The 13,944-nt window shown below is 40.6% G+C and carries 14 protein-coding genes and 1 pseudogene; 8 read left to right on the top strand and 7 right to left on the bottom strand.

Features of this window, described 5'->3' with window-relative positions; genetic code table 11:
* The first annotated feature begins 14 nt into the window (after nucleotides 1–14).
* From ACFO3D_RS18605 to ACFO3D_RS18625, 5 genes and pseudogenes are all read left to right on the top strand, one after another.
* Nucleotides 15–218, top strand: coding sequence for an NUDIX domain-containing protein (locus ACFO3D_RS18605; protein ID WP_390299790.1), 204 nt, complete (start codon nucleotides 15–17; stop codon nucleotides 216–218).
* Nucleotides 152–757 (top strand): annotated as a pseudogene (locus ACFO3D_RS18610) (Type 1 glutamine amidotransferase-like domain-containing protein); the annotation flags it as partial. The gene ACFO3D_RS18605 and the pseudogene ACFO3D_RS18610, both read left to right, overlap by 67 nt.
* 143 nt (nucleotides 758–900) lie before the next feature.
* Nucleotides 901–1,761, top strand: a complete 861-nt coding sequence (locus ACFO3D_RS18615) for an AraC family transcriptional regulator (protein ID WP_390299793.1) — start codon at nucleotides 901–903, stop codon at nucleotides 1,759–1,761.
* Between the two features lie 230 nt (nucleotides 1,762–1,991).
* Nucleotides 1,992–2,549, top strand: coding sequence for a cysteine hydrolase family protein (locus tag ACFO3D_RS18620; RefSeq protein WP_390299796.1), 558 nt, complete (start codon nucleotides 1,992–1,994; stop codon nucleotides 2,547–2,549).
* Nucleotides 2,550–3,168: 619 nt separating this feature from the next.
* Nucleotides 3,169–3,540, top strand: coding sequence for a hypothetical protein (locus ACFO3D_RS18625; protein ID WP_390299799.1), 372 nt, complete (start codon nucleotides 3,169–3,171; stop codon nucleotides 3,538–3,540).
* 49 nt (nucleotides 3,541–3,589) lie between these two features.
* Here ACFO3D_RS18625 and ACFO3D_RS18630 read toward each other — a convergent pair whose 3' ends face one another.
* From ACFO3D_RS18630 to ACFO3D_RS18650, 5 genes are all read right to left on the bottom strand, one after another.
* On the bottom strand, nucleotides 3,590–4,369 hold the full coding sequence (locus ACFO3D_RS18630; RefSeq protein WP_390299802.1) for an MFS transporter: 780 nt from the start codon (nucleotides 4,367–4,369) through the stop codon (nucleotides 3,590–3,592).
* A 50-nt stretch (nucleotides 4,370–4,419) separates the two neighbouring features.
* Entirely contained in the window at nucleotides 4,420–4,776 is a 357-nt protein-coding gene (locus ACFO3D_RS18635) for an MFS transporter (protein ID WP_390299805.1), read from the bottom strand.
* 306 nt (nucleotides 4,777–5,082) lie between these two features.
* The gene (locus tag ACFO3D_RS18640) at nucleotides 5,083–5,376 is read right to left on the bottom strand and encodes a hypothetical protein (RefSeq protein WP_390299808.1); all 294 of its coding nucleotides are present in this window, start codon (nucleotides 5,374–5,376) and stop codon (nucleotides 5,083–5,085) included.
* Nucleotides 5,377–5,607, bottom strand: coding sequence for a helix-turn-helix transcriptional regulator (locus tag ACFO3D_RS18645; protein WP_390299811.1), 231 nt, complete (start codon nucleotides 5,605–5,607; stop codon nucleotides 5,377–5,379).
* Between the two features lie 126 nt (nucleotides 5,608–5,733).
* Nucleotides 5,734–6,987 (bottom strand): MFS transporter, encoded by a 1,254-nt coding sequence (locus ACFO3D_RS18650; RefSeq protein ID WP_390299814.1) that lies wholly within the window; start codon nucleotides 6,985–6,987, stop codon nucleotides 5,734–5,736.
* Between the two features lie 307 nt (nucleotides 6,988–7,294).
* On the opposite strand from ACFO3D_RS18650, the gene ACFO3D_RS18655 reads away from it, so the two are divergent.
* Entirely contained in the window at nucleotides 7,295–8,068 is a 774-nt protein-coding gene (locus ACFO3D_RS18655; protein ID WP_390299817.1) for an aminoglycoside 6-adenylyltransferase, read from the top strand.
* Nucleotides 8,069–8,159: 91 nt separating this feature from the next.
* On the opposite strand, the gene ACFO3D_RS18660 is transcribed toward ACFO3D_RS18655, so the two are convergent.
* Both ACFO3D_RS18660 and ACFO3D_RS18665 read right to left on the bottom strand, forming a co-directional pair.
* A complete protein-coding gene (locus ACFO3D_RS18660) occupies nucleotides 8,160–9,335 on the bottom strand; it encodes an MFS transporter (protein WP_390299820.1) in 1,176 nt (391 codons plus the stop codon).
* 121 nt (nucleotides 9,336–9,456) lie between these two features.
* Entirely contained in the window at nucleotides 9,457–9,582 is a 126-nt protein-coding gene (locus tag ACFO3D_RS18665) for a hypothetical protein (RefSeq protein WP_390299823.1), read from the bottom strand.
* A gap of 200 nt (nucleotides 9,583–9,782) precedes the next feature.
* Between ACFO3D_RS18665 and ACFO3D_RS18670 the strand changes: the two genes are divergently transcribed.
* Nucleotides 9,783–10,478: an ABC transporter ATP-binding protein gene (locus tag ACFO3D_RS18670; RefSeq protein ID WP_390299826.1), complete on the top strand. Its 696-nt coding sequence runs from the start codon at nucleotides 9,783–9,785 to the stop codon at nucleotides 10,476–10,478.
* Nucleotides 10,471–13,758, top strand: coding sequence for an ABC transporter permease (locus ACFO3D_RS18675; protein WP_390299829.1), 3,288 nt, complete (start codon nucleotides 10,471–10,473; stop codon nucleotides 13,756–13,758). The genes ACFO3D_RS18670 and ACFO3D_RS18675 overlap by 8 nt, the downstream gene beginning before the upstream one ends.
* Nucleotides 13,759–13,944 lie beyond the last annotated feature (186 nt).

Genomic DNA, 13,944 nt, shown 5'->3' on the forward strand with positions numbered 1-13,944 from the left:
GTGGAGGTAGCACCGTGACGCATAATTTAGCAAGTGGGATGGTAGTGGTGCAAGATAATAAAGTTCTTTTGGTTAAACAGAAACATGGTTGGAGTTTGCCTAAGGGGTCAACGAAACTGGGGGAAACTTTTTTAACTACCGCGAACCGACACATAAAATTAATGAACATTTTATTAAGTCTATTGATAATAGTAAGCCTATATTGTACATACCAATAGCTGGCGGAGAACGGACGAGACCTTACAAATCAAGTTTAGAATATGTACATAGTATCTTTAATCCTATGGGTTTATATAAAATCACGATGTGGACTGACTTACATAATAGAAACATAGAAGAAATTAATCAGTTTTCAGGGATTTATATTAGCGGGGGAAGTACTACTTCATTGTTGAATGATTTTAAAGTAACAGGTTTCGATAAGGTCTTAGTTGATTATTTTAAGAGTGAAGGGGTGATTTATGGGCAAAGTGCGGGGGCAATAGTATTTGGGAAAGAAATTTCTCATACCGATTCGAAAAGTCATTGCTCACAAACACTACATGGTTTAGATATGGTTAGAGGCTATTCACTTTGGTGTCATTATAAAGAAGAGGATGCGGCAGGGGTGATAGAGAGTTATAAATGCCCATTCATTTTACTTCCTGAAGGGTCAGCGGTATCACTACAGGGAGGGGTTATGAAAAGTTTCGGCATAAAGAAAGCCCTCTTTTTTAGAGATGGGATGAAGTGTCCAATTAAACATGAGGATAAGTGATTACGATTTTAACCAGTGAAGCTGGCTCGGTTGAATCAGAGCTTTTTTTAATTTTTAATGGTTTCTGTCCCAGATGAGCACAGATTAACAGGATTGCCTTACATATTGTTTGTAGACTGGATTTAGGAAGGGAGAGATGGTAAATGGAGGGTCTTCAAAGAATGCTGGACAGCATTGAATATATGGAATGCAACTTGAGCAGTGACTTAGTTATTGATGATATTGCTGCTGCAGCCTGTATGTCTAAGTTCCACTTCCAGCGGATGTTCAGTATGCTAACAGGTTATACGGTAAGTGAATATATCAGAAATCGTCGACTTACAGTTGCTGCACAAGAACTGGTTTATTCCGAGGCTAAGGTAATAGACACTGCCCTAAAATATGGGTATGAAAGCCCGGAGTCTTTTTCGAAAGCATTTAGGAAGATTCATGGTATCAGTCCGTTGGCAGCTAAGAGACAAAGTCAATCTTTGAAGGCTTATCCCAAACTCTCCTTTCAAATTCAGTTAAAAGGAGATGTTGAGATGGATTACCGTATTGTGGAGAAAGAGGCATTTAAAGTTGTGGGGAAAAGTATACGTACCAATACAATTGGAGGAGAAAACAACCGAAATATAGCTGATTTTTGGAAGGTGTCTAATCAAAATGGCTTTGTCAATGAACTCGAACACAATTGCGGGCCTCTGGGGGTAGTAGGTATTTGCATGGACTTTGATAAAGATCAAGAAAATCTAACTTATCTGATCGGTGCCGAAAAAAATATTGATCAGCTGCCGTCTGATTGGGAAGAAAGACAAATTCCATCAGCAAGCTGGGCGGTTTTCCCGGTTCATGGCGCAATGCCCGGTGCCATACCAAAAGTATGGGAGCGGATATTTTCTGAATGGTTTCCCTCAACCGGCTATGAGCATGCAGATGGGCCGGAAATGGAAGTTTATGAAAGTGATGCTGACCCTTACCAAGAGGATTATTATAGTGAAATTTGGATACCAATTAAAAAGTAAGTAATGAAAAGCACAAGGACATACCACGTTCTTGTGCTGTTGGTGTAAAATTCCGTTGGGATTCTAGGAAAAACATGGTAAAATTCAATCGTCTAATAATTATAAACATTAATTTCCAGTCAATTTTTATAAGGAGGTAGATATCATGACAAACAATATATATTTCAGTATGAAGAAGGGGAATATGTCTAATTAAGTAGCGTTTCCCTAATTTGGAAAGGGGAAGTTATTTGAATCAAACATTGTTAATTATTGATGCACAACAGGAATTAATTGATGGGAATCAGGAAGAGCATGAGGTTTATCAAAAGGAACGGCTGATCAGTAATATTAACCTGGTTATTGATAAAGCTATTAAATCAGATGTCCCAATTATATTTGTTCGTGACCTTGAAGTTGCTGAAGGAACAGGTAAAGGGTTTCAGGTTCATGATAAAATCAATGTACCTGCGGATGCGAGTTTTTTTGATAAAACTGCAACAAACTCCTTTCATGGGACAGGACTTTTAAGGCATTTGCACTTACTCGAGACTGAACATGTGGTCATTATGGGATGTACTACACAACATTGCATCGATAGTGCCGTCAGAACTGCTACGATTAAAGGATTCGATGTCACATTAGTCGGTGATGGACACTCTACACCTGACTGGGGTACTTTAACTGCAGAACAGATTATAAGGCACCATAATGACACCCTTGATGGGCATTACAATGTTGAACACTTTTCGGTTGTAAGAAATACAGAGGAGGACGTGTTCAATCCAACTCATAATTCATACAGGTGATTTAAGATTAACCTATATGTAATGTTTGCTAGTAGACCTGTAAGTGTTAATGAAAAAGGCTCGGTAAAGCCCCGGGCCTTTTTGCAGTAATCCCCATTTTAATAGAGCATTTTCATCGAAATTTAATGGTAGGTGGTTGAGGTTTGAAGAAGAGATATTATGTTATAGGTATTGTTATTCTGTTAGTTATTTTTACTACAAATTTACCTGCCATACAATCTCACCTATATAAAGCTTCCATCGATAAAAACAAGAAAAGCTACTAGAAGATATTGTTCTTGATTTGAGTTTCTGTAGGGGGCAGCGAGAATGGACGAAGAGAAACAGAAGAGACACTTATCAATATTAATTGGAAAATGTAGGATTTTTACTAACAGGATTAGGCATGATGCGATTTTTAGTAATTTATGATGATCGATTTGGCCAGGGACTGTTGCTTTTTGGCTTTTTGTCGGTGCTAAGTTATTTAAGGTTTTTAGAAAAAAGAGCTGGAGTAACTAAAAAAGAGAAAAACATAAGCTGGGTTGCTTTCGCTGTTACATTTACATTAGCTTCATACATATTTTTCTTTTAAAAATTATTGCAGTCCATTTTACATACATACTGGGGGAATTAAATCATGAAGAAAATTATTATAGGGGGAATACTTTGCTTACTTACACTGGCAGGCTGCGATAATGAAAAAGTGGTGAAACCAGATACTGCATCTAATGCTTCACACCTAATGAAACTTCAAATAGATAATCAAAATTATAGTGCCTTCCAATCTTTGTTTTACGAAGGTACCGAAACAGCAGTCTCAATAGATACTTTTCAAGAGTTCGAGGAAATTTCAACGGCAGGTGCCGACTTTAAAAACTTTGAACTGGTCACCTTTACAAATGGGGAAATGCTTTTAGTAGAGTTTAAACCAAAGGCAGACGATGAGGACGAGTACAAAATTGTTAATGTGAAAAGAGTACCAGATGATATGAAAGCTTTATTTAAATAGTGCAAATAAAAAGGCTCGGGATATGCGAGCCTTTTAGTTATTTAGATATTCACTTTTTAGGAACCGGCTTTATTGGCAGTACGCTCCCGATAAACGCAATAGCTGCCGAGGCAAGGAAGAGCTCCTGAAATCCAAACACAGCGATTCCCGCAACACTGCTGAAGACGATCAAATCACAAACAGAATCAATAATCGAGAGCAGTGAGATCGTAGTCGCCCGTACATTGGATGGGATAATATCGTTGGCAAGCTGTGAATAAACCGGATACCGTACTGCCTGGATAAATTGAAGAAGAACCATCGTTCCAATCAAAATCCATAGGGTTTCCCGATAAAATGCAACAATGAAAAGACACATCACACCTAGACCGCCGGTTATATAGAGAAACGTTATTCTGGGTATACGAGATGTCATCCATCCGATTGACCTTGAAAAAAAGAAGCTGATGACTGCCAGACCGGCAAATACAAAGCCTAGCAGATATACTTCCATTCCGGCGTCGACGAGAAGTTTGTCACTGAATTTATTAAAAATAGCTGCTGTCGGAATAAACACAAGCGTTATATTTAAAAACATCCAAAGGACCTGTGGTGCTCTTTTGATAGCGACTAGGCCTTCTTTGATCTGATTAAATGGATTTCCAGTATAGGTTCCCTGATTCTCTGGATTTTTTACAAAGAGAATTAGGATTAACTGTACTGACTGGAAAATTACTCCCAACAAAATCAGCAGATTGAACTGACCGGTAGCCAAATCTTTTGCAATGATGGCGCCGAGAATCACTACTAATACAGTTACTGCGAACTTGGCTGATTGGATATTACCCATGGCCCGGTCCATCAGATTTTGTTCTGCGGAGACTTTCAGAGACTCAAAGATTAATGCTCATCCGCTCCACTGAAAAAAGTCACCGCAAAACCGCTGAGGATGCTACTGATAAAAAACATCCACGGTTCAAACGTCCAAATCAGCATACCGTGGCTGAAAATATTCAGCAGGGCACCGATAAAGAAGGACTTTTTTGCCCCATATCGATCCGCGAATATACCTGTTGGAATTTCTCCAATCAGCACACCGGCACTCCAAAACAGCATAACCCAAATAATTATTGCTTCATCCAGGCCTCTGGAAAAGTAAAATAGCGCAATTACCGGTTGCAGAAACACAGCACTCCCGAATAAATTACACCAGAATAAAATCCGGATATTATGTGATGCTAATGTATTCTTTTTCATTCATTTATTTCCTCCTGCTTATTAACTTGATATCTGGTGGATAAACAAGCAGGAGTGATCATATGAATTCAGTTATTCAGTTTTCACCCCTGCTTTCGGATATGAAAAAAATGTTAGGATTTTTTGCATTGTCAAATTCCTCCCGTAAAGTAATATGTGATTCATTATAATGGAAAAGTTGAATGATTAATAGTGAATTTTTAAAAAGCTTTAGGGTAGGTAGCAAGTGAATTGCTGCCTTACATGAGCCAACATCAACATCAAAAAAAGGACCAGCATCCTAGTAGGATGCCGGTCAATCTGAAATTAAACCTTTTTTGTAATATAAATCCAGTAACCAAGGCCAGCCAAAAGGTTAAGTGACATTAGTGTGGTGATGCATATCCGGAGAAGGGTATAGTCTATCGTTTTCCAGCTCGTTACGAAGATAATGAGAGCCAATCCACCTAAAAGAAATGTGAAGAGGAAGCTGAACAGTTTATACCCCATATACTGGGAGCGTTCATCTCTGCCTTCTTTTTTCACCAACCCCATTAAAATTAAAAATGCTACTAATGCTACTACTGTTAAACCATTTGTGATTGTAATCAATAAATCCATTTAAATTTCCTCCTTATTTTTGGTGAATTGAAATACGTCGGTGATTTCCACCCCAAACGCATCGGCTATTTCGAATCCGAGCACTAGTGAGGGGGTGTACTTTCCTTTTTCAATTGAAATAATCGTCTGCCTAGTGACACCGACTTTCTCAGCCAGGGCTTTTTGTGTCATACGATGCTCTGCACGAAGAACACTGATCCGGTTCGTTAACTCGCCAGTCTCTTTTCCCATGTGAAACCTCCAAATGTTAAGTATTCTTTACTTATAGTAAAACAAACTTCACCAAAAGTAAAGTATTTTTTACATATTTATTTTAAAAATTACCAGCAACCTATGTGGTTGGCGGGTTGAACCCTGTTATTGGAAGCTTTCTTTCTGATCTGCTTTTGGTGCTTGTTTTTCATAGTACATTACCACTGGTATGAATAATGCTATTCCAGCAGCAATCACTTCGATTGGCCCGCCAAGCAGAAAAATTTTATGTACACCAATTCGGTCGATCAGCCAGCCGCTGCATGCTTGTGCGAGGGGGGTGACTCCTTGTGCAACGACAAGGATAATGCTGTATACTCTGCCCATCAGATGCTGGGGGATAATAGTCTGTGAAATGCTCTGTTCAAGGATACCTAGCACCGCACCGGAAGCACCAATTAATCCAATTAGGATAGCGACTTGCCAGTGATTTTGAGTGAAGCCAATTAATAAAATAATCAGTCCCTGTAAGAAAAGAACAGCCATCATGATACGCGGCTGGGGCTTCTTGATAATGATTACAACTGACAATAGAATGGACATTATGATTCCACCAAGACCAAGGCTGGCTGACATTTGACCGAGTCCTTCAGCACCTACCTGGTATTCTTTTGCTAAAAATGGAAGTCCAACGGTTACCGTGCTCATCGCCATATTGCCAAAAAGGGCTGTGCCGACGATTACCAGCAACAAAGGGCTGTTGCGGACAAACTTTGCACCGGCGACCATTTCCGAAAACATATTTTTCCTTGGTTCTGTGGTATCGACTGAGACCTGACGGGGGAGAAGGTTGATAAAAAATAATGTGACTGCTGAAATTAAATAAAGTAATCCGGTTACAGAATAACTCCATCCGAAGCCAATCAGCGAAATTAAAGTGCCTCCGAGCAGGGGACCAATGATTGCGGAGATTTGCCATGTACCTGTTAGAACACTGTTCGACTGTGTATAATGGTGTTCTTTTACAATCCGTTGTCTAATCGCAGTTACTGACGGCCAGTAAAAAGCATCTACGACACCAAAAATGCTTCCTAGTCCAAACAGAACAGGAATTTGGAGACCATCAGTTATGGATAGCCAGGCGAATATAAAGAGTACAATACCGCGAATTAAATCAGAAATAAACATCACAATTCGTGGTGAGAACCGGTCAATAACCGCACCGCCCACCAGCATAAGAACAACCCTCGGTACTCCAACAAACAACAGGAATGTTCCCATCATGGTGCCGGAATTTGTTTTTTCAACGATATACCATGATACTACTAGTATAAAAATTGCGTCCCCCATGGCAGAGAACAGATAGCCGAGCCAATACATTACGAAGTTTTTAAGTTTGAATAATTCCCAACGATTCATACCAAAACACCTCCTGAATCTACTTCCAGCTTATCATAAATATTCAGAAAACCGATGTGTCTTTTATGATAAAATAGTGTCTAATAACTAAGCCATGGAAGGAGTGAAAGCAGTTGTCGGAAAAAGCGGCTCCAATCTTAAATAATTACATAAATGGATAGCGAAAAAAGACAAATGGAATATGGAAAGAATCTACAACGGGCAGGACCGATAATGTGGACATTGAGTTGATGGATAATACTATTAAGTGAATGAGAAAGCGGGACGGATTCTTAGTCCATTGGTTTTGTAGATGGAGGGGTGGAGTATGTATAGTGTTGAGGAAAGAAAGACATATTTTGAAAATACTATTCAGAAATTAGATTCTTCTAATTTAATTGAGGGTGTTATCCAGTTAGGTTCCGGGGTCATTGGATATAAGGATGAATACTCTGATATTGATTTAATGGTTTGTACCTCCAAAGTGGAGGATACTGAAGCAACGAAAGATTTCGTTTACCAAACCTTAAGTGGTTTCAATCCCATATATTTTAAAGAGAAAAAGTTTAGTGAAAATATATTTCTTCTTATCGCTATAATTTCGAATAGACTTGAGTTTAATATCTCCATTGTTCCAAGAGACTTATTAACGGTAAGATCGCCGTTGTGGAAAATAATATTAGATAAAACTGGCCTAGTTACGGAGAAAATGGATCGTGAGAATGAACAGTTTGAAAATAAGTCTGTAAAATATGATGTACAAATTGACTTGCCGTTTGAATTTGCCTATTGTGCTATGAGTTTGGAAAAAGAAATAAAGCGAAATAACTTAATCTATGCGGAAAAGATGCTAGAGAATATGAGGAATTATACCCTTCTTGTACAAGCAATGAACGAGGGTAAGAAGCTACATCAATTTAAAGCTTACGAGACATTGACGCCTACCTTTGTTAAAGACTACCTTTCAACCTTTCCAGAAAAAATTACTGTTGATAATTTGATGAAGTCATCTGAGAGATTAAAAGATCTTTTCACTGAAACAATAAGGCAAAGTTCAGCGTACTCTATAGATAGAGGTTTGGAACAGCTTATGAATAGCTGAAAAATACGCAGAGGTACAAATGCCTCTGCGTTTTCATTAAAGAGTTTATTAACTACCAGTGAGGGTGGGACAAGGACACTGTCCCCTTGTCTCATTTTCGTCGGACGCCTGCTGCATAGAGGATAGTCAGCATGATAAACAGACACAGGAATCCGTCTCGGAACCCGATTGTATCGATCATCAGGCCAAACAGTGGAAATAACAGCATGATACTGAAGCTTTCGACTACGCTGATCATTGAAAAGAAGGTGGCGCGGACATTTGACTCCAGTTTTTCCTGTATAAAGTTAGAAAAAATCGGTTCATATAATGTCACTAGCTGCGACAGTATCAAGAATGAAAGCACGATTGCCCAGTCTGGTGACCAGATAAAGAGCAGAAAGAATAATAAATACATCAGATAACCGTAATTTGTTATACTGCCGAAACTCCACTTTCCTTCCAACCGGTGTGCAATCTTTGCCATCACGACTCCCAGCAAACCTTCTACCGTGAAAATAATTCCGATTGTAATCGAGCTGAATCCGAGTCGGGTAAAGTATTCCTGACCGTAAAATGTCAGGATCACAATTGATGTGACAACCATAATGAAAAAGACAATCGGAATGTGGGCTGACTTGTTCTTCCGCCAAATTTTTAGCCCGGCACGTAATTGACTCATCCATTGCTGCTTAATACCACGATGGACCTCCGGATTCTTTTCCCGCTCTGGTTCATGCAGTAATAGAATTGGAATAAGTGCAAGGATATGCGTGACGATAATCCCGCCGTATACAAGTTCCCAGCTGATTTCAGCCATCCAGCCGCCGGCAAGCTTGGCAAAACTGAGAGAAAGTAAGGCAATGGCTGTCATATTTCCGAACACGCGCGTGTACTGCTTTTCCCGGCCCTTTTCCTTCAATGTATCGTAAACGAGTGCTTCCTCAGCTCCGGACTGGAATGTCATGGCTACTCCAAATGACATTAGTGTAAGACCAAATAACGTTAACGAATCACTAATAAGCATGAATGTTCCATATCCGATACTGAGAACATTACCGATAAACAGGCTTACTTTCCGGCCATATATATCAGCAATCATTCCGGTTGGAATCTCAAACAATACGATTCCTAAGTGGAGAAGTGCCTCGACGATTCCAATCTCACTCATGCTCAAACCTTTGTCGTTCAAATAAATAACCCATAACGCCCGGTCAAAAAATAACTGGGCGACAAATATATAAATGTAAATAAATCGAATGTTTTTAGTTAAACTTGTTGTTTTCACTTTTCGTATCCTCCAGAGACTGACGCAAAAAAGCCACAGGCAAAATTACTTACCTGTGGCGCGAGTGAAGGATAGACCTTTCTCTGTATACCGCTATATTCGAGGCAAGAAATCTTTTACGTCAGATATGATTTTTGAAACTTAAGCTAAAATTAGACATACGTATCCAATTTTGCTGAACAGCTCCAAAAATAGACGCCATGAATGCTATAAAACGCTTCACTTCGTCCATACCCAACGTAATCATTTTTATTGCCTCCTTTCTGAATTTTATATTTCCATCATAATTCATCCTGGGTAAAAAAACAACTGGGACAGGGGGACAGGCACTTTGTCCCACATTAAACCGGGACAAAGTGCCTGTCCCCCTGTTCCACCTTAATTTATTTTCTGTTATAATTTAAAAAAACAAACTTGAATGAAAATTTAAACAAAGGGGAGTCAATTATGACGCATGGGGTGGAGTGTAAAGGGGTAAGCAAGGTATTCCAAGGAGATGGGGTAAGTACGTATGCACTTGAGAATGTAAACATTAAGCTGGAAGAAGGAGAGTTTGTTGCGATTGTGGGGCCTTCCGGGTCAGGGAAGTCTACGCTGCTCAGTCTACTCGGCGCATTGGATCTGCCGAGCGACGGGGAAATTTTGTATGGAGGCAGTCCGGTCAATAAGCTTAACTCCAGAAGGCTTGCTGACTTTCGGTTTGAAAATATCGGGTTTATTTTTCAGCAGTTTCATTTGCTGCCGACACTGACAGCATTGGAAAATGTGATGTCACCGTTATTTGCCCGAAAAGTTTCCTACAATAAAAAAGAACGTGCGGAGGGGCTGCTTGAACAGGTTGGACTTGGTGATAAATTTAACTCACTACCGTCTCAGTTGTCAGGTGGCCAACAACAGCGTGTGGCGATTGCCCGGGCGTTGGTGCATGAGCCGCACTGGCTGCTTGCGGATGAGCCGACAGGGAACCTTGATACCAATACCGGAGAAATTATATTCGAAAGGTTGTCCAATCTGAACAGGGAAAAAGGATGCGGTGTTATTTTCGTGACACATGATGCTGACTTGGCATCTAGAGCTGATCGGATTATTGAGATGAAGAACGGCAAGGTGATCAGCGACACCCGGAGCGGGGCGTATGCTTAGATTCATCTGGAATTCGTGGTGGCGGCATAAAGAGCGCTTCATTCTGTTGATTGTCGGTGCCTTGATTGTCAGTATCGGGTTAAGCTACCTGGTCGGTATTACACAGGCGTCCAATGCAACAATCGTGGATGAACTGCAGAAACGCTGGAAGTCATCCTACCATATTGTCGTACGTCCGCCTGATTCCCGGAGTGTTACCGAGGATAAGAACCTGCTGGAACCGAACTATTTAAGCGGACTTGCCGGCGGGATTACAATGGAACAGTACGAAAAGATTAAGAGTATGGAAGATATTGACGTTGCAGCACCTATCGCGATGATGGGGTATATCTATAACACTACAGAGCTAGGGCAATTAGATTATAAGGAACCTGGTGTCTATCGACTTACGAGGAAAGAGACAACTGATACAGGTGTTGCAAAAGATAGTTGGAGCTACACTGATTACTTTACGGTTGGTTGGTCAGGACCACTGGATCCCAGGGAATATGGAGTAGGTAATTACGTTGAGAGCCCAATTGCTTATGGTTCCAATGTGTTGGTTGCGGGTATTGATCCTGAAGCGGAGGCAGCTTTAGTAGGGATTGATGATGCCATTATCGAGCAGGAGAACAACAGATATTTCACTAAGGAAGACATATCTCAAGAAATACCACTGGGAGAATCACTCACGAACCATCAGATTCCGGTCATCCTGAGCAACCAGACATATGTCGATGGCAAAATAACCTTTACAATCGAAAAAGTTGATATAGATGCTGGTGAAGACCTGAATGCTGCAATGGAAAAGGTTAAGGAGAAGGGCGGCAAAGAGTTTCTAGATAAACGTGCTGCTACACAGATTGATAAGCTTACCTTTACGGCCGAAGATGCACATGAGGCGATAATTCAGCAAGTAAGTGAAGGTTCCGGGTCTGTCGAGGACTTCAATTGGATGCCATATAAACCTTCAGCAGTCAATTATAGGGAGGTGTCCAGCCCTTTTGTTGATCGCTGGCCATTCGCTTATGAGGTTGAACCTTACGTTGTTCCTGAAGACTCACTGTTGGCTGTAGATTATGCATACCGTCCGGTGAATGTGTACAGCGAGGATAGCAAGCTTTGGCCAAGGCTTAAGCTTGACTTTAAAGGGGTATTTGACCCGCACAAACTTGATATTTCAAAAGACCCTTTGACCGAACTTCCGATGGAGACATATTTTCCGTCAAAAGCACAGCTGGTTCTAAATAACCAAGAGAAACCTGTCAACCCACCTAGAAAAATGAAACCGCTTAACAGTCCGTATGGCTTCATAACAAAACCACCATTGATCCTAACAACACTCGAGGCAGCTGAACAAGTACTTGGCGAAAAGTCGATTTCCGCTATACGGATTAAGGTCAAAGGTGTAGAACAAATTAGTTTAGAGAGTGAACAATTACTTAAATCCGTAGCTAGGAAGATAGAAGAGGAGACTGGGCTTATAACCGATGTAACACTTGGATCGTCTCCTCAACCGGCATTAACTCATATTCCGAGTGTAGGGGATAAAGAGAATATCGGCTGGGTTGAGCAGCCATGGATTAAACTCGGTTCATCGGTCACTATTTTTCATGAATCCAAGGTAGGTTTGTCCGGCATCATCGCGAGTGTAATAGCTGTTGCGATTTTGTATGTTTTCTCGTCAAATGTCATTATGATGTACGCGAGGAAAAAAGAGTTTGCCGTATTGCTGTCAGTTGGCTGGCGTCCGAATCAGCTGACAAAACTGTTGTTTATGGAAGCTACGGTTATTGGTTTGTTTGTATCATTGGTCAGTTGGTTGATACTTGGGTTGATTTATGTGATACATGATGTAGAAACCTCCGTATGGCGAATACTTTTAATTGGTATCTTTGGAATGGCAATTTATACGCTGGGCGCACTGCTACCAGGCATATTAGTAAGAAAAATAGCCCCGTTTGAAACGATGAAAAGCGGTGAGGTTTCACAAAGTAAACGACGTCTGTTTAAAACACGGACTATTTTTGGCATGAGTCTGAAGAATTTTTTAACCAAATGGAAAAGAAGTATGTTGTCCGTTATCGCCATTGCCCTGCCAACAGGATTGCTGATTTTCTTCCTGTATGTCACTTTCCGGCTTAGAGGGGCCATGTACACAACTTGGCTTGGCGAATTTGTTGCGATGGAAGTTGGCCCAATGCACTACGTTGCAATGGGAGTGGCACTGGCGATTGCAATCCTTACCACTGCCGAAATCATCTGGCAAAATGTTACCGAACGTCAGCCTGAACTAGCCGTTCTTAAAGCTGTCGGCTGGAAAAACCGCACCGTCCAAGCGCTTGTTTTAATTGAAGGGGCTCTATGCGGTTTGCTGGCCGGAGTTATTGGCCTGTTAATCTCTATGGGAATTATTTATGGAATGTACGGAGAATTTCCAATGGACCAATTGCCATTCTTCACCGCAGCGATTTTAATTCCTGTGGTCACCGGTGTTCTTGGTGCAATTCTTCCAGCAGGAAAAGCAGGCAGGATTCAGCCGTATCAGGGCTTGAGTGGAGGTTTTAGTAATACGAAGAAAGTGGAGAAGAGTTTTCAATATGTCTTCGCAATAGCAGGTGCAGTGCTTTTTATTGGAATTATTGGGCTATTGACTCAGGCTGTTCCTGAAGCTCAGGATTCCGCAGTCGACAGCGAAGTAAATAATTCAAACGTTAAGGGAACTTCAGGAGAGGTGAAGGATGTAATTTCTGTAGATTCAGATAATGAAGAGCAAGAATCTGAGAAAGAGGAATCAGATGCTTCCGATGATGAGCAGAATGTTTCTCAGGAAAAAGAATCCATTGAAAGCATCGTGAAGGAATCTAGGGAAATTTACGAACTAGGCAAAACTTATACCGATAACTTGGATGTCAGTTATACCTTTAACTTAAGTAATGATCACCCAAAAGAAGCGGGCGAAGCATCTTCAAACAACGAGTTAATGACTCTAATACTTGATGTTAAAAACGAACATGAATTCGAAGGTCCTGCCGTACAGTATCTTCCCCAGAGCACATATAATCTGGTGGACGGTGAAGGAAATCTCTATGAACCAGTAAATTGGGAAGTGATTAAATCAGACAACTGGAAGGGAAGGTATCGACTTCATTCACCAGGACATCTTGTGATGGCACTAACGTTTGAGATTCCAAAATCAACGCCAGAATTGATTCTTAAGGGTTATCACAGTTTCTGGGCAAAATCAGGCATCCTTGTGGTAGATCTGATGGGGAATGTAGCAGCAGGTGAAGGGTTGTAGAAACTACTGCCTGCGATTATGGTGGTCACTATAACGTTTGGAGTATTACTCCAGGCGTTATTTTTTTATCTTTATCATTTTTTATCCAAATAGATAAAGTCATTGGGCTCCAACTTCATTAAATCCGAACATTGAGTTTACCAGAAATTAATATTCGGTTGGTAAGATGAAACTACAAACGATTAA

Source organism: Virgibacillus kekensis (genome assembly GCF_042654125.1).
Classification (GTDB): domain Bacteria; phylum Bacillota; class Bacilli; order Bacillales; family Amphibacillaceae; genus Lentibacillus; species Lentibacillus kekensis.